Source organism: Saccharopolyspora gloriosae, assembly GCF_022828475.1.
Classification (GTDB): Bacteria; Actinomycetota; Actinomycetes; order Mycobacteriales; family Pseudonocardiaceae; genus Saccharopolyspora_C; species Saccharopolyspora_C gloriosae_A.
Genome location: NZ_CP059557.1, coordinates 5,965,528 through 5,987,026, shown reverse-complemented (window position 1 = coordinate 5,987,026; position 21,499 = coordinate 5,965,528). Strand labels below are relative to the sequence as shown.

Sequence of the window (21,499 nt, the reverse complement as noted above, 5' to 3'; positions counted from 1 at the left end):
CCGTGCCTTGCGGCGAAGCCGTGCCTGGATGCGCGTCAGCGCATAGCCCACGTCACAAAGCCGACCACCGGCGGGTTCTCAGTTGGTCTCTCGCGAGGACAGCTTTTTCCCTCGTGGCGGAGCCACTAGGGAAAAAGATCCCGCAGCGAGAGACCAACTGAGGTTCCGCCACCCGACCCCAAAGCAGCTCAAGTTCGAACCACCTCCACGTTCACCCACGGCGAAGGCGGGGCTGTGGTGGACTGGGATAACCTCTCGGGCGTACGCATCGGTTGCGAATTACGGAGGTCAAGCGTGGAGGTCAAGATCGGCGTCGTGGACAGCCCGCGCGAGCTCGTCGTGGCCAGCGGTCAGTCCTCGGCCGAGGTCGAGTCGCTGGTCGCCGACGCGCTGAAGACCACCGACGGGGTGCTGTCGCTGACCGACGAGAAGGGCCGGCGCTACCTGGTGCCCGCCGCCAAGGTGGCCTACGTCGAGATCGGTCCTTCGGAGTCCCCGCGGGTCGGTTTCGGAGTTCAGTGATCCATCGCGATGCCCCCGGCCGGAGATCTCTCCGCCGGGGGCATCGTCGTGTCCGGGGTCAGAACGGCGGGCGGCCGAGTCCGGTGATCCGGTAGCGCTGCCACGGGTCGGGATCGGCCAGCGTGCCCACCGCCTCGCCGCGGGTGGTGCGCAGCACCACGTCGGTCTTGCGCCCGCCGGCCAGTTCGGCGACGCCGTCGTGCGCGGAAACCCTGCCGTACCAGTGGAAACGGCCGTCGATCGGTTGGAAGTGCCCGCGTAGCAGCACGGTCACCGCGACCTCGTGGTCTTCGGTGAACAGCACCGCCTCGCCTTCGTACTCCTCTTCCGGCCCGTGTTCTTGTTCGGCGCCGGTCGTTGATTCGCGCACGTCGGACATGGTTCTCCTTCTGCGGTCAGCCTTCGTCGGCGTCGGGTTCGCCGTGCTGTTCGGTCATCAGCCGCAGGCCGGTGCTCAGCTCCAGCGGTTCGTCGGGGTCGATCACGATGCCGCCGGAGCGCAGCACGCCGTCGATGGCGTGCCAGATGATCCTGGCCAGGTAATCGGTGAGGTTGTCCCTGCTCATCGACTGGCGTTCCAGCCACCAGTCGCCGCTGGCCTGCACCATGCCGACCAGTCCGTGCGACCACGCTTCGACTCCGCCGGAGTCCAGGCCCAGCGCGCGCAGGTATTGGCCGAGCAGCCGGGACAGCGAGTTCGCGATCTCGGTCTTCTCGGCGGTGACCGGGTCGTCGCGCACCGGCTTGTCGGCGAAGGTGCGGCGCACGACGAACCGGTACAGGTCGGGGTACTGCTCGATGACGCCGAGGTAGGTGCTGATCATCCGTCGGATGCGTTCGTTCGGGCTGCCGTCGGCGGCGATCACGGGGGCGAGTCGCTGCATCAGCAGTTCGGTGCCCCATTCGCCGACCGCGACGTACAGGTCGCTCTTGTCGTGGAAGTGGCGGTAGAGCACGGGTTTGCTGACGCCCGCCTCGGACGCGATCTCGTCCATGCCGACATCGGCGCCGTGCGCACCGATGGCGCGGACGGTGGCTTCGACGAATTCGGTGCGGCGAGCCTGGCGGTGTTCGCGCCAGCGTTCCCGGCGTGCGTCGCCGCGTTCCGGTCGGTGTTCCGGGGAGACCGCCTTGACAGGCCGAGTGTGGTGGCTCACGCTACCCAAGGTAGCTGTTACTTGAAGTAACACGCAATCTCGCGGGTCGGTGAGGCCTCGCGGAGGTCGAAGGGGAGCGCCGTCATGGTCAGGACCTTGCAGGTGAACGATCGGGAGAAGACAGCGGCACGGCTGCTGAAGTCATCGGCGAAGAACAGCTACGACCCCGACGTCGACATCGACTGGAACGCGCCGCTGGTGGAGGACGCGCCCTACATCCCCTTCCACCGCAGCAGCCTCTACGGGACGCACCTGTGGGATCGGCTGGACGACGCGCAGCGCGTCGAACTGACCAAGCACGAATTCGCCAGCATCGCCTCGAACGGGCTGTGGTTCGAAGTCCTGCTGATGCAGATGCTGCTCAAGGAGTTCTACGACTCCGACCCGCGCACCGAGCACGCGCACTACGCGCTCACCGAGATCGCCGACGAATGCAGGCATTCCACCATGTTCGGCAAGGCGGTGCGGCGCGTCGGAGCTCCGGCGTACGGGCCGGTGCCGCTGCTGCGCCAAGGCGGCCGGGTGCTGCCCGCGATCCTGAAAGGCCCCTCCGCTTACGCGTCGATCCTGGTGGCCGAGGAGATCCTGGACCGGTTCCAGCGCGACCAGATGAACGACGAGGCCGTGCAGCCGCTGGTGCGCATGGTCAACCGCATCCACGTGCTGGAAGAGGCGCGGCACGTCACCTTCGCCCGCGAAGAGGTCATCCGGCGGATGGAGAAGTGCAACGCCGCGGAACGTGCCTGGCACCAGTACTGGACGGCGCTGGTGTCCTACGCGATCTGCTTCAGCCTGATCAACCCCCGCGTGTACAAGGCAGTTGGATTGCGGCCGAGGGACGCGCACGCCGCCGCCTGGGCGAACCCGCACTTCCAGGACACCTTGCACTGGGGCGGCGAGAAGATCATGAGCTTCCTGGACGAGGCGGGTCTCATCGGCAAGCCCGGCATGACCTTCTGGCGCAAGTCCTTCCTGATCCGCTGACCACCCTTCCCAGAACAGGAACCCCGCACCGCCATGACGACCACTCTGGACACGGACACCCTCACCACCAGCGACGGCGTGCGGCTGCGCGTGTGGGAGCACGGCCCGGCCGACGCCGCCACCACGCTGCTGCTGGTGCACGGCTGGACGCTCACCACGCACACCTGGGACCGGGTCATCGACGCCGTGCTCAGCGGGTCGAGCGTGCGCATCGTGCGCTTCGACCTGCGCGGACACGGTGAATCAGCGGCCGCACCCGCCGGGTCGGCCACCATCGAACGCTGCGCCGACGACGTCGCCGAGCTCATCGCGCAGCGGGTGCCGACCGGGCCGATCGTGCTCGCCGGTCACTCCATGGGCGGCATGACGATCATGGCGTTGGCGGAGCGGTACCCGGAGCTGTTCGCCGCACGGGTCGCGGGGGCGGCGCTCGTCGCCACCTCCAGCGGTGACCTGGTGGCGCCGACGCTGGGGCTGCCCGCCCCGATCGCCTCCGTCGCGAACCGCGTCGAATTCGGCGTGCGCGGCGCGCTGGCCAATGCCCGCGGGAAGCGGCTGAGCGGGAATTCCCGCGCGCTGCGGCCGGGAATGCGCTGGCTGCTGTTCGGCACCGGCCCCGAATCCCGGGACGTCGCCGACACCGCGGACTGGGTCGCGGCCTGCAACCCGTCGAACATGGCCGGATTCCGCACCTCGCTGGCCGCGCACGATCGCGCGCACGCGCTCACGGCGCTGCGGTCGATCCCGGTGGTGGTGCTGGCGGGCTTGAAGGACCGGCTGTGCCCGCTGCCGCACGCCCGCCGCATCGCCGACGCGCTGCCGGACGCGGAACTCCTGCTGTACTCGGGTGCCGGGCACATGCTGCCGCTGGAACGCACCGGTGAGGTGGCCGATCGGATCACCGAACTCGTCCACGCCGCCGAACCGGTCCGGCACTGAGCTACGCAGCACGAACGGGCCGCGCCTCCACTGGGAGGCGCGGCCCGTTCGTCGTGCCTGTTCAGCCGTTCTGCAGCGGGAACCCCGCGAGGCCCTTCCACGCCAAGGTGGAGATGAGGCTGATCGCCTCATCGCGCTGCACCGACTCCGTCTCGTCCAGCCAGTAGCGCGCCGTGACCTGGCTCAACCCGACCAGGCCGAACGCCAGTAGCCGGGCGCGTTCCGAGTCGAGTCCCGCATCGGCGGTGACGGCCTCCGCGACCGCGTCCACGCAGTCCGACAGCGCGCCGTCCACGGCCTGGTCGACGGCCGGCTCACCGCGCAGGTCCGATTCGAAGACCAGCCGGAACGCCTGTCCCTCGCCGTCGACGAACTCGAACAGCGCACCCACCGCGGCACGCACCCGGTGCTTGTTGTCCGGGGTGGTCTCGATGGCTTCGCGGACCCGGCGCACCAGCTCGCCGCCGTGCATCTCCAGCAGCGCCAGGTACAGCTCCAGCTTTCCGGGGAAGTGCTGGTAGAGGACGGGTTTGCTGACCCCGGCGTGCTCGGCGATGTCGTCCATCGCGGCCGCGTGGTAGCCGTTGGTCACGAACACGTGCTGAGCCGCCGTGAGCAGCTGTGCTCGGCGGGCGTCGCGGGGCAGCCGAACGCCTCTGCTCGGCTGCGCGGTCTCCGTCATGCCTGCCTCCACCCGTCCTTCCGTGACACTCGCTGGGGGCTCCAGTCGGGGAAGCACAACCTTACTCGCCGGTAAACAAGGTCTCGACCTTATCCGGCGTTCAGTCGCCCTCTCGGGGCATGCTGGGGCCATGCGGACGAGAACACGACGCCTCGACGCATCGCGGCCGGGAGGCGAGCTGACCAGGGTTCCGATGCCCGTCGACGCCGTCGCGGCCGACCTCTCCGGCGTTCCCGCGCCCGGTCGGTACGTGCCGCTGATCACCGGATTCGGTCCGGTGACGGTGCACGTCCGGGACACGCCCGGAGCAGGCGACGGGACCGCGGTGTACCTGCACGGGCTCGCCGGTTCCGCGGCGAACTGGACGGACCTCGCGGAGTCGCTCGCGCCGAATCTGCGCGGACTCGCCGTGGACCTGCCGGGGTTCGGCCGCTCCGAGCCGCCGGACTGGTTCGACTACGGCTGCGAGCAGCACGCGCACGTGGTGATCCGGTTGCTCGAGGAGTCCGGCACGGGCGCGGTGCACTTGTTCGGGAACTCGTTCGGCGGGTCGGTGGCGGTGCTCATCGCCGCGCGTCGACCGGACCTGGTGGCGTCGCTGACACTGATCTCCCCGGCGATGCCGGATCTGCGGCCCGATCCGCGGCGGCTGTCCGATCCCCGCATCCCGCTGGCGTGGCTGCCGCTGCTCGGACCCGCGGTGCGGCGGCGGCTGGCGGCGATGCCGCCGGGGGAGCGGGCGCGGAAACTGCTGGCGCTGTGCGTCGCCGACCCGGCGGCGATACCGGACGACCGGCTGCTGCTGGCCATCGAGGAGTTCCGGGAGCGGGCGGATCTCGCCTGGTCCGAGGTGGCGCTGGGCCGCACCACGACCGGGCTGATGTGGTCCTGGCTGTCGCCGCCGTGGCGATCGTCGTGGCACCTGCTGCCGGAAGTGCAGGCACCCGGGCTTGTGGTGTGGGGCGCGGAAGATCGAGTCGTCAGCGTCCGGAAGGCGCCGCGGACCGCGCGGGAACTGCGGCGGGGGCGACTGCTCGTGTTGCCGCGCACCGGTCACGTAGCGCAACTGGAGCGCCCACGAGTGGTCGCCGCCGCCGTGCTCGGCATGCTCAGGGAGGTCGAAGTCGACCGTTGGTGATCACGCGAAGCCGAATCGGGTGATCTTTGTCCAGTGTGTCGGACGCTGCAGGCCACAGCCTCGATGGGCACGCTCGGGCTATGGCACGCTTAGACCGTGCCGCGCCCGCCGAGACGACCCCGTGACGCCGCCCCCGGCAACTCGGATGAGGCGGACGGAGCCGCCGTTCCCCGCGCCAGGCGCAGTCCGCGTCCGGACGAACCGCTCGCCGCGTCCTGGCGGCCGTTCGACGAGCGCGACTACGACATCGACGAGCCCGAGCCTCCACGGCGTGAGCGGCGTAATGCCTGGTCGCTGTACGGATGGCGCATCTACGCGGTCCCGTTGCTGATCGTGATCACCGCGCTGGCCGTGTTCCAGTCCGTGGATCCGCAGTCCGAGCAGCTCGGTGACGGTGGCTCGGGCACGCACGTCCAGGCGCCGAACGTGCCGGAGGCGCCGGTGGTCACCGAGGCGCCGCCGGGGCAGACCTACGACGCGAACCTCTTCTCCGCGGAACTCCCCCCGGGATCCCCGGTTCCGGAGGTCGGCGGGCGCACCTTCGACGTGCTGCCCGGCGGCTCGCCGAAGGTCGGCACCGGCGACGACCTGTACCGCTACACGGTCGAGGTCGAGGTCGGGGTGAAGCTGGCGGAGGGCAACGACTCGTTCGGCAAGCTCACCCAGGACACCCTCGCCGACCCGCGCAGCTGGACGAATCCGGAGGCGGGGGACATCGCGCTGCAGCGCGTCGAGGGCTCCGCCTCCCCGGATTTCCGGGTGACGCTGGTCAGCCAGAACACGGCACGGGAGATCTGCGGTTACGGCAGCGGGCTCCCGTTCGACACCTCGTGCCGCATCTCCGACCGGGTCTACATCAACGCGGCCCGCTGGGTGCGCGGCGCGGTGGCGTTCGAAGGCGACATCGGCACCTACCGGCGTTATGCGATCAATCACGAAGTGGGCCACGTCTTCGGCAACGGGCACGTGCCGTGCGGGAAGCAGGGCGGTCTGGCGCCGGTGATGATGCAGCAGACGTTCAGCACCGCGAACAACGAACTACACGAGCTGAACAAGGCCGTGCCCCAGGGCACGGAGATCCCCTCCGACGGCTTCGTCTGCAAGTACAACGCCTGGCCGTTCCCCGTGGGCGGCAGCGGCAGCTGAGCCCCGCGGTGATCCCGCGCGGCCCGGCGTGCGCCTGCCCGGACCAAGATCATTCGAAGCCGGGACGTGGTAGCGGCCACTGCCTTCTCGGAGTGTGGGAGTAATTTGGGAGGCGGGAAGACGATCCGCCACTCTGGCGTTGCACCTTTCGCGACGGTTCGGCTCAGCCGATTCCGGGCGCGGACGCTCGTCGTCCCCGCGGTGTCGGGTGAACGACGAGGTGAGGACCACTGAGGAGGAGCTGGGAGATGTCCGGCGATTCAGCCCAGGCAACGACGCTACCGCCGCTCGTTGAGCCGGCGGCGGAGTTGACCAAGGAAGAGGTCGCGCGCTACAGCCGCCACCTGATCATCCCGGATGTCGGGATGGACGGGCAGAAGCGGCTGAAGAACGCGAAGGTCCTGGTGATCGGTGCCGGTGGGCTCGGCAGCCCGGCACTGCTGTACCTGGCCGCGGCCGGGGTCGGCACGATCGGCATCGTCGAGTTCGACGCCGTCGACGAGTCGAACCTGCACCGGCAGGTCATTCACGGCCAGTCCGACCTGGACAGGCCCAAGGCGGAGTCGGCTCGCGACTCGATCGCCGAGATCAATCCGTTCGTCAAGGTCAACCTGCACCAGACGTACCTGTCCACGGACAACGCGCTGGGCATCTTCGCCGACTACGACCTGATCCTGGACGGCACGGACAACTTCGCGACCCGGTATCTGGTCAACGACGCCGCGGTGCTGGCGGGCAAGCCCTACGTGTGGGGCTCGATCTTCCGCTTCGAAGGCCAGGTCAGCGTGTTCTGGGAGGCGAAGGGTCCGAACTACCGCGACCTGTACCCGGAGCCGCCGCCGCCCGGAATGGTGCCGTCCTGCGCCGAAGGCGGCGTGCTGGGCGTGCTGTGCGCCTCCATCGGTTCGATCATGTCCACCGAGGCGATCAAGCTCATCACCGGCATCGGCGAGACCCTCGTCGGCCGGCTGATGATCTACGACGCGCTGGAGATGAGCTACCGGACGGTCAAGATCCGCAAGGACCCGAACGCGGACAAGATCACCGAGCTGATCGACTACGAGGCGTTCTGCGGGGTCGTCTCGGACGACGCGCAGCAGGCCGCGGTGAACAGCACGATCACGCCGCGCGAGCTCAAGGACAAGTTCGACCGGGGCGACAAGTTCCAGCTGGTCGACGTCCGGGAACCGCACGAGTACGAGATCGTCAAGATCGACGGCTCCACGCTGATCCCGAAGGACCGCATCCTGTCCGGCGCGGCGCTGTCCGAACTGCCGCAAGACCGGCAGATCGTGCTGCACTGCAAGTCGGGCGGACGATCCGCCGAGGCCCTCGCAGCACTGCACAAGGCAGGCTTCGCCGACGCAGTGCACGTCGGCGGCGGCGTCCTCGGCTGGGCGAACGAAGTCGACACCAGTTTGCCTACTTACTGAGTCTCCGGTCGTTTTGCTCGGGTGGTCGGGTAGCGGAACCTCAGTGGTCTTCTCGCTGCGGGATCTTTTTCCCTAGTGGCTCCGCCACGAGGGAAAAAGCTGTCCTCGCGAGAAGACCACTGAGAACCCGCCGGTGAGCGGCTTTTCGACGTGGGCTATGCGCTGCGCGCATACAAGCACGGCTGCGCCGCAAGGCAGGCGGGCTTTGCCGCCCAAGGCGTGGCTGCGCCGCGAGGCAGGCGGGCTTTGCCGCCCAAGGCGTGGCTGCGCCGCGAGGCAGGCGGGCTTTGCCGCCCAAGGCGTGGCTGCGCCGCGAGGCAGGCGGGCTTTGCCGCCCAAGGCGTGGCCTTCGGTTGTAAGGGACGGCAATTGCCGCAGGTGGGTTTCGCCGTGCGGAGGCACGGTTCTGCCGGCTGACAGGGTGGTTGTGGATTTGTTGGCGCGGATGGCGAATGGGTTGTCGTTTTGCGTTGTGGTGGCGTTGTGCGGTGGTCATTTCGGCCCGGTTCCCGTTCGCGGGGGTCGGGCCGGTCGTCGTTCGTCGGGGTGCGCGTGAGATCACGATTCGCTTCGGGTCATGATCTGCGGAGTGCCTGACCCCCATTCGGGGATCTCCGAGGTAGCGTCTGCGCCGTGACTGGAACTCCGGAGCCGCCCCCGCCGCACGTGCGCGCGGCGTTCGGTGCGCGCGGGGAGGACGCGGAACTGCTCAACGGCGGCGTTGCCTGGCGTTGCGGTGAGGTCGTGCTCAAACCGGCTGCGAACACCGCCGAAGCCGCCTGGGTGGCTCAGACGCTTGACCTGCTGGAACCGGACGAGGTGCGAGTGGGCAGGCCGGTCCGCTCCACCGACGGTCGCTGGGTGGTGTCCGGTTGGTCCGCGAGCCGCGACATCACGGGACGTCCGGAGCCGCGCCACGACGAGGTCGTGGCCATGTCGTTGCGCCTGCACGCGGCCAGCAGCGTGCTCACCCGGCCCAAGTTCGTCGACGCGCGCCAGGACATCTACGCGCTGGCGGACCGGATGTCCTGGGGCGAAGAGGACTACCCGCTGCCGCTGGACAAGGGCGGCAGGCTCTACGACGTGCTGGCGGGTTCGCGGCGCCGCACGCAGTTGCGCCCGCAGGTCGTGCACGGTGATCTGTTCGGCAACGTGCTGTTCGCGGGCAACGCGCCGCCCGGCATCATCGACTTCGCCCCGTTCTGGCGACCGGCGGAATGGGCCGCGGCGGTCGCGGTGATCGACGCGCTGTCCTGGGGCGGCTCGGACGCGGCGATCGTGGAGCGCTGGTCGCATCTGACGGACTGGCCGCAGGCGCTGCTGCGAGCACTGCTGTTCCGGCTCGCGGTGCACGCGCTGCACCCGCGTTCCACGACGGACTCGCTCGGTGGCCTGGAGCACGCCTCGCAGATGGTCCTCGAAGTCCTCTGACCTCCCCGGGACCGCTCGGGGCCGTCCGGGTGTGACGATGGGCAGGTGACTGTCGACGACACCGAACCGCTGCGCGGGTTCACCGTGGGGATCACCGCCGAGCGCAAGGCGGGTGAGCTGGGGGCACTGCTGGAACGGCGCGGCGCCCAGGTGCGCTACGCGCCTGCGATGCACACGGTTCCGGTGCACGACGACGGTGAGCTGACCGCGGCGACGGAGGCGGTGCTGGCGCGGCCGGTGCACCACGTGGTCGCGGTGACCGGAACCGGATTCCGCGGCTGGATCGAGTCGGCGGAGGTTCGTGGCCTGGGGGAGCGGCTGCTCGAACAGCTGCGTTCGGCCGAGCTGCTGGCGCGGGGCGCGAAAGCGCGCGGAGCGGTCCGCGGGGCGGGTTTGCGCGAGTCGTTCACCGCGCCGACGGAGGAGGTCGCCGACATCCTCGCCCGGTTGCTGGAAGTGGGCGTCGAAGGCCAACGGGTCGTGGTGCAGCTGCACGGTGACCCGATGACCGACTTCCGGGAGCGGCTGCGCGCGGCGGGCGCCGAAGTGCTGCCGATCGTGGTGTACCGCTGGACGGATCCGGAGGACCTGCCCGCGCTGGACCGGCTGATCGACGAGGTGATCGCCGGTGAAGTGCACGCGTTGCCGCTGACCAGCGCACCCGCCGCGACGAACTTCCTGGCCCGCGCGCAGCGATCCGGGCGCGGCGAGGCATTGCTGGAAGCGTTGCGGGACAAGGTGTTCATCGCCTGCGTCGGCCCGGTCACCGCAGCACCGATCGCCCGTGCCGGACTACCGCACGCCATGCCGGAACGAGCCCGCACCGCCGCACTGGTGAAACTGGTCGCGGACGAACTCCCCACCTTCGCCCGCTGACCCCTGCCCCGGTCACGGTGTGGAGGTGAGCAGGGGGGTCAGGATTCGGAGCCGGACCAGCGGTAGCGGCGCATGTTGATGCGGGCTCCGTCGGCGAGGACGCCTTCGCCGCGGAGGAGTTCGAGCTGGCGCTGCCGCAGGTGTTCGGCGATCGTGCCGTCGGAGCGCAGCACTCGGTGCCAGGAGATGTCCGCGCCGTCCTCGGCGAGGATCCGGCCCACGAGTCGCGCCGAACGCAGCCCGGCGAGTTCCGCGACGTCGCCGTAGGCGAGCACCGATCCGGGCGGGATGGCGGCGACCACTGCTCGAACCCGTTCCAGTGTTTCCTCGTCCACGGATGCAGTGTCCCAGAGACCCGAACGTCGGTGACGGCAACGGATCACCGGGTGAGCGGGAACGGGACGGCTCGTCCGCATGGCTTTGGGATTGCTCGCTATTACAAGCGGCGGATGCCATCCAGCACTGCCTGCAGCAGGGCGTAGTCGGGTTCGCGAAGTGGGGTCAGCGGCACGCTGAGGTCGCCGCTGTCGAGCAGGTCGGACACGAGGACCTTCGTCACCACCAGCGGAATCTCCAGCTCGGCGGCCAGATCCGCGACCGATTTCGGCTGCGCGCACAGCATCAGGATTCGTTCGCGGTCGGCGTCCCACTCGTCCGAGGCGGCGGGTTCCGGTGCGGCCACGACGAGGGTGGCCCGGTCCAGTTCGGCGGCGGCGGCGTGGGTTCGGCCGCGCGTCAGCGCGTACGGCCGCACGAGTGGGCCGGCCGCGCTGTCGCGCCACCCGTCCGTCGCCGCCCGCCGCGAGGTCACGTCGCCGTCGGAGTGAGCCGGGAGCGCGGTGCGGCCTCGATGGCGTGGCCCGCTTGCTGGACGAACAGGTTGATCTCGTAGGCGATGAGTCCGACATCGGCGTGTTCCTCGCCGAGCAGCGCCAGGCAGGAGCCGTTGTCGGCGGCGGTGACGAACAGGAACGCGTGGTCCATCTCCACCACGGTCTGCCGGATGGAGCCGCCGCCGAAGCGGTGCCCGGTTCCGCGGGCGAGCCCGTGCAGCGCGGAAGCCGTCGCCGCCAGCGCCTCGGAATCCACTGTGGACAGTTCAGGCGAGCATTCGACCACCAGGCCGTCGGTGGACAGCACGACCGCGTGGCGGGCGCCCGCGACGCGATCGACCAGGTCGCCCAGCAACCGGCCAAGCTCGAATTCGGTCGTGGTGCTCGTGTGCCGCACTGTGCGTCCCTTCACTCATCGGTCGTGCCCGCATCCGGGTCGGCTGGTCTGCGTCCCCGGTCGGTGCCGCGCTGGATCGCCGACATCAATGCCCGGATCTCCTCCGCGGAGCGGGATCCGGATTCGGTTCGGTGTTCGTCCTCGGCCGGTTGGTCGCGGGCGAGCTCCGGGGCGAGGTTGGCCTGCTTGCGGCGGCGGGGCAGCGGAACCATGGATTCGCCGGGCTCCACCGCCGGATCGCCGTCCGGACCGTTCGTGCTGTTGTCGCTGCTGTCGTTCGTGGTCTGGTCGTCGTCGGCCGCGGGCGCCGCGGTGTCGGTGATCGGCTGGTGGCCGTTCGGATCGGTGATCGCCGGATCCGAGTCTCCCGGCCAGGCGACCGATTCCGCGTTCCCGGCGGGATCCTCGGTCGGCCATGCCGCGTCGAGCACGGATTCGCCGTGAATTCCGGGCTCGAACGGTTCCCCTCCATCCGAACGGTAGCTGTGCTCCGCCGACGAGTCGTCGCCCGAAGCGGTGACGTCGGTTGAACGCTCGGGTGGCAATCGTGCAGCGTCAGGAGCTGCGGGAGCCCCGTCTTCGGCGAGGTCGTCCGTTCGGTCCGAATTTTCCGTGTCGGGCGGCCAGGAGTGGTCGTCCGCCGTGGGTTCGCCGTCGGGCGTGCCGGATTCCGGGGCGGGGTCCTGCGCGGTCCCGGGTTCGTCGGAGCCGATCGCCTCGAGCTCCGGATCAGTGGTCTCGGTGCTCGACGCCACCGACGTCGCCGCGGTGGAAATCTCGGTCGCGGGATCCACGTCGAGCTCGAGAACCGCCGAGCCCGCGGACGGGCCGACGGCATCGAACTCCGCCGCCGTGGATTCGCCGGTGGTGTCCGCGGCTTTCACGAGGTCGACCGATTCCGCCGGAGCAGCCGGGAGCGCCGCCGCGTCCTCGTCCGGCTCCTGCCGCGGATCGTCGCCGGAGGCGGAGCGCACTCGCGGGAGCTGCGAGGTGTGCGCCTCGCCGGGGCCGGGCTCGATGGGCTCCACGATCAGCTTCGCGGGCAGCAGCACGGTCGCCCGAGTGCCGCCGTAGGCGGAGGTGCGCAGCTCCACGCCGATGCCGTGCCGGTCGGCGAGCCGCGCCACCACGAACAGCCCGAGCCTGCTGTCGGAGCGCAACGCCATCGCGTCGAACTCGGGCGGTCCGGCCAGCATCGTGTTCGCGGCTTCTCGGTCCGCGTCGGCCATGCCGAGGCCGCGGTCCTCCACCTCGATCACCACGCCGCGGGCGACGGTGTGGCTGTGCACGTTCACCCGCGATTCCGGCGGGGAGAACGAGGTCGCGTTGTCCAGCAGTTCCGCCAGCAGGTGCACGGTGTCGGCGACGGCGTCGCCGTGCAGCGCCAGGTCCGGCGGCCGCTGCACCCGGATTCGCGCGTAGTGCTTCGTCTCGGCGACCGCACTGCGCAGCACGTCGGCGAGTTCGATGGGGCGCGACCACCGGCGTCCGGGTTGCCCGCCGCCGAGGATGATCAGGTTCTCGGCGTTGCGGCGGGCGCGGGTGGCGAGGTGGTCGAGGCCGAACAGCAGCGCCATCCGGTCCGGGTCCTGCTCTTCGCGTTCCAGCCGGTCGATCATCGTCAACAGCCGGTGCACCAGGGCTTGGCTGCGTCCGGCGATGCCGAGGAACACCGTGTGCACGCCTTCGCGGGCCTGCGCTTCCTGCACGGCGGCGGACACGGCGGTGCGCTGCGCGGTGTTGAAGGCTTCGGCGACCTGGCCGATCTCGTCCCGGCCGTAGTCCAGGTGCGCGACTTCGCGGTCGATGTCGACGCGTTCGCCGCGGCGCAACCGGCCCACGATCTCCGGCAACTGCCCGCCGGCGAGCAGCAGCGTGTCGTCGCGCAATCCGTTGAGCCGCCGGGACAGGCCGCGGGACACGCGCAGTGCGACCAGGATCGCGAGCAGCACGATCAGCAGGGCCACCACGCTGCCGATGGCGACCTGGATCAGGTTGCGATCGCCCGCTTCCAGTCCGGCTGCTGCGGTGCGCTGCGCCTGCGTGGAGGCCAGCGTGGTGAGGTCGTCGGTGACGAGGTCGCTGGTGGTGAGCCAGTCGGTCGCGTCGACCGGGGGCGCGTCGTCCGCGGACGTCCACGAGCCGTTCTGGATGATCTGGTTCTCCAGATCGGCCAGGTGCCGGAAGTGCGGCGAAGAGATGATCTTGGTGTACTGCGCCCGCACATCAGGCGGCGCGGACGCGGCGCTCGACTCCAGCTCCAGGTGGTAAGCGCCGGTCAGCTGCGCGAACGCCAGGTGGTCGGCGTCGGTGAAGGTGCCGGTGCGCAGCCCGTCGGAGGCGAGCGACGCGGCCCGGGCCATCCGGTCCGCGGCGGTGAAGAACGCGTCGGCCCGCAGCCCGCCCTGCGCGACCGCGGAGTCCGGGAACAACCGGGCCTGCGATTCGAACAGCGCGGAGCCCGCGTCGACGAAAGCGTTGTAGTGCCCGTGGATCCGGGCGCGGTCGGTCTGCATGCCGTCCACGCCCGCGCGGATCACGGGCAGTTCCGCGATGACTCGGTTGAGGGCGCGCATCCGTTCGGCGACTTCGTCCGGGGCTTGCTGCAGCGTCGGGTCGGCGGCATCGCGCATCGCGGTCAGCGCCCGGTCGGTGGCCTCGCGCTGCCTGCCGAGCCGCTCTCCGGCGGAACCGGGTGAGGCGAACTGGAGCAGGCTCAGCGTGCGTTCTTTCTGCGCCGAGGCGAGCACCCGCATCGCGGGTAGCGACACGTCGCGCACGCCGGAGGCGATGCCGCGCAGGTGGATCCCGTTGTAGAGGGTGACTCCGCTGATGATCGACCAGAGCACCAGGAGCGCGATGCCGGGTATCAGGACCACGCCGTAGAGGCGGTCGCGGATGCTGCGGCGGCCTTTGCGCCAGTCATCGAGCTTCTGCACTACGTCCCACCCGTGTGTGCCGGTGCACGCGACGAAGCGCGTCGCGGCGGTCTCGGCGGCATGCGAAACGCCAACGCCGTCAGGCGTGGTGTTGTGCTGAGGGAGACGGGTTCGCGGGGTGTGGCGATGATCGGACGCTCGCGTCCCGGTTCCCCCCGATTCGCTTTTCCCGCATGAAACCGCCGGGATCTTAGCACGTCAAGATCAACTGATGATACGGCGGATCACCATTGCGCCGTATGCCCTAGAAATAGCTAGGACATACGGCGCAACGCGAAAGATGAAATTGGAAACGGTGTCCTCGGCCATTCCTGGCCTCGTCAGCGGCGAACCCCCGCAGTAAGACGGCGACTCCGACAAAGGACAGGCAACGCCCCACCCGCCTCCCGCCGAAGGCCGCGCCTCGCGGCGAAGCCCAATCCCAGCGGCCAAAGGCCGTGCCCTGCGGCGAATCCGTGCAGTCGGCGGGCGAAGCCCCGCTTGCCTCGCGGCCGAAGGCCGTGCCGTGCGGCAGCGAAGCAAGCCGTGCTTTGCGGCCGAAGGCCGTGCCGTGCGGCAGCGAAGCAAGCCGTGCTTTGCGGCCGAAGGCCGTGCCGTGCGGCAGCGAAGCAAGCCGTGCTTTGCGGCCGAAGGCCGTGCCGTGCGGCAGCGAAGCAAGCCGTGCCTTGCGGCCGAAGGCCGTGCCGTGCGGCAGCGAAGCAAGCCGTGCCTTGCGGCGAAGCCGTGCCTGGATGCGCGTCAGCGCATAGCCCACGTCACAAAGCCGACCACCGGCGGGTTCTCAGTTGGTCTCTCGCGAGGACAGCTTTTTCCCTCGTGGCGGAGCCACTTGGGAAAAAGATCCCGCAGCGAGAGACCAACTGAGGTTCCGCCACCCGACCACCAAAGCAAACCGACCGGAGACTCAGCCAGCAAACCCAGCAACGATGGAGGAGAACTCCCAGGGCTGCTGCTCGGCGCCGCTGCAGCTGCTGACGTCGCCGCCGCCGTCGCAGGGGCGGTCGCGGTTGACCGACCAGAAGGTGAACCGGCCGAGGCCCTTCTCCTTGGCATAGTCGGCCATCTTCTGGAACGCGGCCACGTCGACGTGCTCGCCTTCGACGTCGGTGTTGCCGTTCATCGAGGAGATGCCGACGTGCGCGTAGGCCGCCGCGTCGTCGTAGCCGAAGGTCGTCTTGACCTGTTCTTTCAGCGCGTCGGTGGTGTTGATCGTGTCCTGGGCCATGTCGGTGCCGTTGAAGTCGAACGGCATCTGGGTCCACACGTCGATGTCGGCGCCGACCTCGGCGGCCTTGGCGAGCATGGCCTTGCCGTTCTCGTTCGGCCCGGTGGTCGTGGTGCCGAAGGTGACCACGGTCTTGATGCCGGGGTTGGCCTCCTTCGTGATCTTCAGGGCCTCGATCACGCGGTCTCGTGAGGCGGGGGTCTCGAATTCGGTGGATTCGATGTCGATGTCGATGGCCGTGAGGCCGTACGCGTCGATCACCTTCTGGTAGGCGCCCGCGAGGGACTGCGCGTCGGTGCAGACCTCGCCGAGCTTGTTGCCGCTCCAGCCGCCGATCGAGGGGATCACGTCGCCGCCGCCGGCGCGGATCTCGTCGATGGTGGCCTTGTCCTGGCCGTCCAGCGGACGGGTGCCGTCCCACGCCGGGTTGCAGGTGCCGTCGGCGTTGATGAACGCGAGCGTGAAGTCCTTGACGCCGGCGGCGTTCTGCACCTCGCTCGGCGCCGGCGGGTTGCCCCAGCCGTTGTAGAGGTACGGCGAGGCCGCGACGGGGCTCTCGGCTTTGGGGGCGGCGTCGTTGTTGGCGCTCAGCGCGGGAACGGCGGTCAGGGTGGCCGCGCAGGCGACGGCGGCACCGGTGCCGGCCAGGGTGAGCATGTTCTTGCGGAGCTTGCCCACTGGTCCTCCTTCGGGGATCTTGTTCGCCACGGCGGGGCTCCGTGGCACAGCGGGACCTTCCCAGAACCTGAAATTGGTTCGTACCACCAAAAGGAATATTCGCGTGCCCCCTCCGGGGTCTTGGCGTGTTTGCTCTGTCGCTTTCTGTATCAGCGCTGGCCAGCGATTTGATGAGTCCATAGAGGAGTTTTTCGCTCGCGTTCACAGCAGAATGGGAAAAGGGTGGGAAATTGCCGTTATTTTCGCCCGATCGGCCCGGCCTGCGCGATCGGTGTCGGTGCGGCGTGATTCCATCGTCGCCGTGCCCGCCCCGAACAGGACCTCAACGCGCGAGCAGACCCGAGCGGCTCAGCGCGCCGCGCCGCTGCTCGTCCGCCGCCCCGGCGGCGATCGACGGCTGGACTGGGACGAGCCCGCGCGGCGGGTGCTCCACGCCGACGGTGGTTTCCGGCGCGTCCTCGGCGGCCCCGGCACCGGGAAGACGACTTTGGTGGCCGAGGTGGCGGCCGACCGCATCCTGCGCCTCGGCGTGCCGCCGGAGAACGTGCTGGTGCTGACCTCCGGCAAGGCGGCGGCGGCCCGGATGCGGGCGCAGATCACCAAGCGGCTCACCTCCCGTCAGGGCCTGCGCACCGCGCAGGAACCGCTGGTGCGCACCGTGCACTCCTACGCGTTCGCGGTGCTGCGGCTGCAGGCCGTGCTGGCGGAGGTACCGCAACCTCGGATGCTCAACGGGCCGGATCAAGACGCGCTGATCCGGGATTTGCTCGACGGGGACCTGGAGCACGGCGCGCTGAACTGGCCGGATTCGTTGCGCGCGGCGCTGCCGGCGGAGGCGTTCGCCGGTGAGCTGCGCGACCTGCTGCTGCAGGTGGCAGAACGCGGCGTGGATCCGTCCCAGCTGATCGAGCAGGGGGAGCGCCACGGCCGTCCGGAATGGGTGGCGGCGGGCAAGTTCGGTGTCCAGTACGAGCAGGTCACGTCGTTGCGGAGCGAGGGGCGAGGCCCGGCGGAGCTGGACGCGGCGGAATCGGTGGCCCGGGCACTGCAGGCGTTCGGAACGGACCCGAAGCTGCTCGCGGCGGAACAGGACCGGGTGCGCTACCTGCTGGTCGACGACGCGCAGCAGCTGGATCCGCAGCAGTTCGATCTGATCAACGTGCTCGGCAGGACGGCGCGTGAGTTCCTGCTGGCCGGTGATCCGGATCAGGCGGTGCACTCGTTCCGCGGCGCCGACCCGAGCGGCCTGACCGAGGCCGAACCGGACAGCACCGAGGTGCTCACCACCGGCTACCGGATGTCGCCCGCCGTGCACACCGCCGTCGGCAGGTTGATCAAGGGCCTGCCGGGCGCGGGGCCGCAGCGCGCGTTGCGGCCGCCGGACGGCGACGGCGGCTCGGTGCAGGTGCGGCTGCTCGGCACGCAGGCGCAGGAGGCGGCGTGGGTGGCCGACCAGCTGCGCCGCGCGCACCTGCTCGACGAGGTGCCGTGGTCGGACATGGCGGTGATCGTGCGCTCCACCGGCCGGTCGCTGCCGGTGCTGCGCCGGGCGCTGCTGGCGGCGGGGGTGCCGTTGGCGGTTCCGGTGGACGACGTGCCGCTGGCGCATCGCACCGCGATCCGGCCGTTGCTGATGTTGCTGCACTGCGCGGCGAGTCCGGCCGCGCTGGATCCGGATGCGGCCGAGGCGTTGCTGTCCTCCTCGCTGGGCGGTGCGGATCCGTTGGCGTTGCGGCGCTTGCGGCGCGGCCTGCTGCGGTTGCAGAAGGCCACCGGTGAGCAGAAGTCGAGCGGCGACCTGCTGGTGGAGGTGTTGCGCGACGGCGACCGGCTGGCGGGCCTGGAGGACGCCGCCGCGCGCCCCGCCCGGAGGCTGGCGTCGTTGCTGGCCACCGCGACCGAGGTGATCGGCAAGGGCGTCGAAGAGGCGTTGTGGCGAGTGTGGAAGGCCTCCGGGCTGGAGCAGCGCTGGGTCGCGGCGTCCGAACGCGGCGGCGTCACGGGCGCGCAGGCCGATCGGGACTTGGACGCGGTGGTCGCGTTGTTCGACGCCGCCGCGCAGTACGCGGACCGCAAGCCCGGTTCGGACGTCGTGGGTTTCGTGGAGGAGCTGCGCAAGCAGCGCATCACCGGCAGCAGCCTCGCGCCGACGGCTCCGGCGGGCGACGCGGTGTCGGTGCTGACCGCGCACGCCTCGGCGGGCCGGGAGTGGGGGGTCGTGGCGATTCCCGGTGTGCAGGAAGGAACGTGGCCCGACCTGCGGTTGCGCGGTTCGGTGTTGCACACCGGTCGGCTGGTGGACGCGCTCTCCGGGGTGGACGAGCAGGATCGCGTGTCGGCGACGGCGCCGCTGCTGGCGGAGGAACGGCGGCTGCTGCTGGTCGCCGCCGGTCGGGCGCGGCGTTCGCTGCTGGTGAGCGCGGTGCGCGGGGAGGACGAACAGCCGTCTCGGTTCCTCGACGAGTTGGAGGGCATCAGCACCGACGCGGAGCAGCAGCGGCCGCTGCTGCGTCCGGAACGCGGCTTGGTGCTGGGCGAACTGGTCGCCGAGCTGCGCCGGGTGGTCTGCGACGGCGAGGCGAAACCGGGCCGCCGGGAGCGGGCCGCCGAGCAGCTCGCGCGGCTCGCCGTCGCCGGAGTTCCCGGGGCGGATCCGGATGGCTGGTACGGCCTGCCGGAGTCCTCCACCGACGCGCCGCTGGTGGAACAGGACGAAGCGGTCAAAGTCTCGCCATCCACTGTGGACGTTCTGAGCAAGTGCCCGCTGCGCTGGATGGTGCAGCGCCACGGCGGCGAGGACGCGGCGGAACTCGCCTCGGTCACCGGAACCCTGGTGCACGCCCTGGTGGAGAAGGCGGCGGAAGGCGCCGACCGCGAGCAGCTGCGGGTCGCGCTGGACCAGGCGTGGCAGTCCGTGGACGCCGGAGCGCCGTGGTTCTCCCGCCACGAGCGGCGCCGGGTGGAGGGCATGCTCGACGCGTTCCTCGGCTGGCTGGAGAGTTCCCGCGCCGAGTTGACGCAGCTCGGCGTGGAGCGGGACCTGGACCTGGAGGTGCCGAGCCGCGAGGGCGGCCCGAAGCTGCGGTTGCGCGGCCGGGTGGACCGCCTGGAGGCGGACGGCGACGGCAAGCCCGTGGTGGTCGACGTCAAGACCAGCAAGTCCGCGGTGAGCGCAGGCGACGCGCAGGAACACCCGCAGCTCGCCGTCTACCAGCTGGCCGCCGCGCTCGGCGCGTTCCAAGGCGGCGAGACCTCGGCCGACGCGCTCACCGAACCCGGCGGCGCCCGCCTGCTGTACGTGGCGAAGTCGTCCCGCCAGGGGCCGTGGACCGAGCGGGCGCAGGAAGGCCTCGACGAGGACCGGCTGCGGGTGTGGCTGGACGTCGTGCACGACGCCGCGGCCTCCAGCGTCGGCCCGGCTTACGTCGCCGCGGAGAACTCCGACTGTCCCCGTTGCCCGGCCCGCCCGTCCTGCCCCATCCACCCCGAAGGCCGCCAAGTCGGCCAGTGACGGGAGCGGTGCCGGTATGGCTTGCGTCACCATCGCCTCGCTAGCCTGATGATCCAGGGCGGCGATCGGCCGCGCGCAGGTCGTTACCGCGAAGAGGTGGTCGTCATGGCCGATGAGCTCGCAGGGAAGACCGTCGGCGAACGCATCCAGATCCTCCGGGAGCGTCGCGGCAAATCCCGTCCTGTCGTGGCGGGTCTGGTCGGCAGATCGCCGGAGTGGCTCAAAGCCGTCGAGAAGGGGCGTTTGCGGACGCCGCGCTGGGAGAAGCTCGTTGAACTCGCCGGTGCGCTGGGCGTGCGCGACGTATCCGAACTCACCGGGGGACCGCCGCCGCCCGGCTCGACCGAGCGCTGCTCGCACGACGTCGTTCCCGTTCTGCGCGAAGCCATTGAGGAAACCGCTCTGGCGGTGTCGGCGGAGGCCTGCCCGACTCCGGCCGCGTTGCTGGATCGGACGGCTGAGGCCTGGGCGCTGTGGCATTCCTCGCCGACGCCGCGCAAAGCCGTGGGGGCGGTGCTGCCGCAGATCATTCGCGATGGACGCAGGGCGGCCCGAGTGCTCGACGGTTCTGAGCGGCGGGAAGCGCACATCGCGCTGTCGGCCGCTTATGCGCTCGCTGAGCAGGTGCTCGCCTGGGTGTCGGATTCGGCGCTGCTGTGGTTGGCGGCGGATCGGTGCATGACGTCGGCGGAACTGGCCGATGACCCGATCGCGCTGGCCGGATCCGCGTGGGTGCTGGGCAATGTTTGGCGCGCGACCGGCCGCGAGGAGGACGCCGTGCGACTCGTGGACGACGCCGCCGCGCTGCTCGAACCTCGACTGGACGCGGCCGAAGATTCGGTTCGCGCACTGTGGGGAGCGTGCCGGTTGCACGGCTCGATCACCGCCGCGCGGCTGGGACGTGAAGGTGATGCGCTGCGCAGGCTGGATCAGGCCGAGGCGATGGCGAACAGGTTGCCTGCGGATTACGCGCACCCGTGGACCTTGTTCGGCCGCGCCAACAGTGCGGTGACCTCGGTGTCCGTCCAGGTGGACCTGTACCGCTCGGCCAGTGCGATCGACGCCGCCGAGCAGGTCGATCCCGAGTCGGTGCCGTCGGTGGATCGCCGGGCTCGACTGTGGCTGGAAACGGCGCGCGCTTACCACCAGCGCAAGGACCGCGCCGCGACGTTGCACGTCCTGCAGCGCGCGGTGCGCGCGGGGGAGGAGTCGATGCGGTGCCACCCGGTGGCCAGGGAGATCGCCGGTGAGCTGGTCCCCCGGACTCTCCGGAATCGGGCCGAACATGACGGCATGAGTGATTCCGCAGTCCCCTGCCCCCGTCCGGTCCGCGTCCCGATCCGGTACCGCGCCGGTGAAGTCGGCGAGGCGAGCCGGGTCGTGCACACGGCGGTGTGGACGTCCTCGGCTGTCTACCTGGCGATGTGCGGTGCGGAGATCGACGGGCATCGGGCCGAGGTAGTTGTGAGTGGAATGCCTTGCGTGCCCTGCGTTCGCGAGCTCGCGCTGCGCGATGACCGGCCGGATCGAAGCGATCGGGTCGTGGCGACTTCCGAAGAGTTCCGCCTACCGAGGTAGGCGGAGTGAGCCCGGTTCGTCGTCGTGACC

General features: G+C 70.1%; 18 protein-coding genes and 1 pseudogene. 10 read left to right on the top strand and 9 right to left on the bottom strand.

Annotated elements, in window-relative coordinates; genetic code table 11:
- Window positions 1-294: 294 nt before the first annotated feature.
- Window positions 295-522 (top strand): DUF3107 domain-containing protein, encoded by a 228-nt coding sequence (locus H2Q94_RS26240; protein ID WP_243789827.1) that lies wholly within the window; start codon window positions 295-297, stop codon window positions 520-522.
- 58 nt (window positions 523-580) lie between these two features.
- Here the strand turns inward: H2Q94_RS26240 and H2Q94_RS26235 are convergent, their stop codons facing one another.
- Together H2Q94_RS26235 and H2Q94_RS26230 are read right to left on the bottom strand one after the other, a co-directional pair.
- The gene (locus tag H2Q94_RS26235) at window positions 581-901 is read right to left on the bottom strand and encodes a DUF4873 domain-containing protein (RefSeq protein ID WP_243789826.1); all 321 of its coding nucleotides are present in this window, start codon (window positions 899-901) and stop codon (window positions 581-583) included.
- Between the two features lie 16 nt (window positions 902-917).
- Window positions 918-1,679, bottom strand: coding sequence for a TetR/AcrR family transcriptional regulator (locus H2Q94_RS26230; RefSeq protein ID WP_243789825.1), 762 nt, complete (start codon window positions 1,677-1,679; stop codon window positions 918-920).
- 84 nt (window positions 1,680-1,763) lie between these two features.
- Here H2Q94_RS26230 and H2Q94_RS26225 point away from each other — a divergent pair, with 84 nt between their 5' ends.
- Together H2Q94_RS26225 and H2Q94_RS26220 are read left to right on the top strand one after the other, a co-directional pair.
- Window positions 1,764-2,663 carry an AurF N-oxygenase family protein gene (locus H2Q94_RS26225; protein WP_243789824.1) on the top strand — a complete coding sequence of 300 codons (900 nt, stop codon included), beginning with the start codon at window positions 1,764-1,766 and terminating at the stop codon, window positions 2,661-2,663.
- A gap of 33 nt (window positions 2,664-2,696) precedes the next feature.
- Window positions 2,697-3,602 carry an alpha/beta fold hydrolase gene (locus H2Q94_RS26220; RefSeq protein WP_243789823.1) on the top strand — a complete coding sequence of 302 codons (906 nt, stop codon included), beginning with the start codon at window positions 2,697-2,699 and terminating at the stop codon, window positions 3,600-3,602.
- A gap of 61 nt (window positions 3,603-3,663) precedes the next feature.
- On the opposite strand, the gene H2Q94_RS26215 is transcribed toward H2Q94_RS26220, so the two are convergent.
- Entirely contained in the window at window positions 3,664-4,284 is a 621-nt protein-coding gene (locus tag H2Q94_RS26215; RefSeq protein ID WP_243789822.1) for a TetR/AcrR family transcriptional regulator, read from the bottom strand.
- A gap of 130 nt (window positions 4,285-4,414) precedes the next feature.
- Between H2Q94_RS26215 and H2Q94_RS26210 the strand changes: the two genes are divergently transcribed.
- The 5 genes from H2Q94_RS26210 to H2Q94_RS26190 all read left to right on the top strand — a co-directional run bounded on the left by H2Q94_RS26210 (window position 4,415) and on the right by H2Q94_RS26190 (window position 10,308).
- Window positions 4,415-5,422 carry an alpha/beta fold hydrolase gene (locus H2Q94_RS26210; RefSeq protein ID WP_243789821.1) on the top strand — a complete coding sequence of 336 codons (1,008 nt, stop codon included), beginning with the start codon at window positions 4,415-4,417 and terminating at the stop codon, window positions 5,420-5,422.
- A gap of 96 nt (window positions 5,423-5,518) precedes the next feature.
- Window positions 5,519-6,568, top strand: coding sequence for a DUF3152 domain-containing protein (locus H2Q94_RS26205; protein WP_243789820.1), 1,050 nt, complete (start codon window positions 5,519-5,521; stop codon window positions 6,566-6,568).
- A gap of 248 nt (window positions 6,569-6,816) precedes the next feature.
- Complete coding sequence (moeZ, locus tag H2Q94_RS26200) at window positions 6,817-8,001, top strand: adenylyltransferase/sulfurtransferase MoeZ (RefSeq protein WP_243789819.1); 1,185 nt, start codon at window positions 6,817-6,819, stop codon at window positions 7,999-8,001.
- Window positions 8,002-8,634: 633 nt separating this feature from the next.
- Window positions 8,635-9,432: a TIGR02569 family protein gene (locus H2Q94_RS26195; protein ID WP_243789818.1), complete on the top strand. Its 798-nt coding sequence runs from the start codon at window positions 8,635-8,637 to the stop codon at window positions 9,430-9,432.
- Between the two features lie 45 nt (window positions 9,433-9,477).
- Window positions 9,478-10,308 (top strand): uroporphyrinogen-III synthase, encoded by an 831-nt coding sequence (locus H2Q94_RS26190; protein WP_243789817.1) that lies wholly within the window; start codon window positions 9,478-9,480, stop codon window positions 10,306-10,308.
- A 38-nt stretch (window positions 10,309-10,346) separates the two neighbouring features.
- Here the strand turns inward: H2Q94_RS26190 and H2Q94_RS26185 are convergent, their stop codons facing one another.
- The 6 genes and pseudogenes from H2Q94_RS26185 to H2Q94_RS26160 all read right to left on the bottom strand — a co-directional run bounded on the left by H2Q94_RS26185 (window position 10,347) and on the right by H2Q94_RS26160 (window position 16,380).
- On the bottom strand, window positions 10,347-10,643 hold the full coding sequence (locus tag H2Q94_RS26185) for an MGMT family protein (protein WP_243789816.1): 297 nt from the start codon (window positions 10,641-10,643) through the stop codon (window positions 10,347-10,349).
- A 101-nt stretch (window positions 10,644-10,744) separates the two neighbouring features.
- Entirely contained in the window at window positions 10,745-11,119 is a 375-nt protein-coding gene (locus H2Q94_RS26180; protein ID WP_243789815.1) for a DUF742 domain-containing protein, read from the bottom strand.
- A complete protein-coding gene (locus H2Q94_RS26175) occupies window positions 11,116-11,538 on the bottom strand; it encodes a roadblock/LC7 domain-containing protein (protein WP_243789814.1) in 423 nt (140 codons plus the stop codon). Before H2Q94_RS26175 ends, H2Q94_RS26180 begins: the two co-directional genes overlap by 4 nt.
- Window positions 11,539-11,549: 11 nt before the next feature.
- A complete protein-coding gene (locus H2Q94_RS26170; RefSeq protein WP_243789813.1) occupies window positions 11,550-14,477 on the bottom strand; it encodes a sensor histidine kinase in 2,928 nt (975 codons plus the stop codon).
- Between the two features lie 320 nt (window positions 14,478-14,797).
- Window positions 14,798-15,148: pseudogene (locus H2Q94_RS26165) on the bottom strand (hypothetical protein); the annotation flags it as partial.
- 233 nt (window positions 15,149-15,381) lie between these two features.
- Window positions 15,382-16,380: a chitinase gene (locus tag H2Q94_RS26160; protein WP_243789811.1), complete on the bottom strand. Its 999-nt coding sequence runs from the start codon at window positions 16,378-16,380 to the stop codon at window positions 15,382-15,384.
- Between the two features lie 211 nt (window positions 16,381-16,591).
- On the opposite strand from H2Q94_RS26160, the gene H2Q94_RS26155 reads away from it, so the two are divergent.
- Both H2Q94_RS26155 and H2Q94_RS26150 read left to right on the top strand, forming a co-directional pair.
- The gene (locus H2Q94_RS26155; protein WP_397545378.1) at window positions 16,592-19,891 is read left to right on the top strand and encodes an ATP-dependent helicase; all 3,300 of its coding nucleotides are present in this window, start codon (window positions 16,592-16,594) and stop codon (window positions 19,889-19,891) included.
- Between the two features lie 105 nt (window positions 19,892-19,996).
- Window positions 19,997-21,469 (top strand): helix-turn-helix domain-containing protein, encoded by a 1,473-nt coding sequence (locus tag H2Q94_RS26150; RefSeq protein WP_243789810.1) that lies wholly within the window; start codon window positions 19,997-19,999, stop codon window positions 21,467-21,469.
- The last annotated feature ends 30 nt before the right edge of the window (window positions 21,470-21,499 follow it).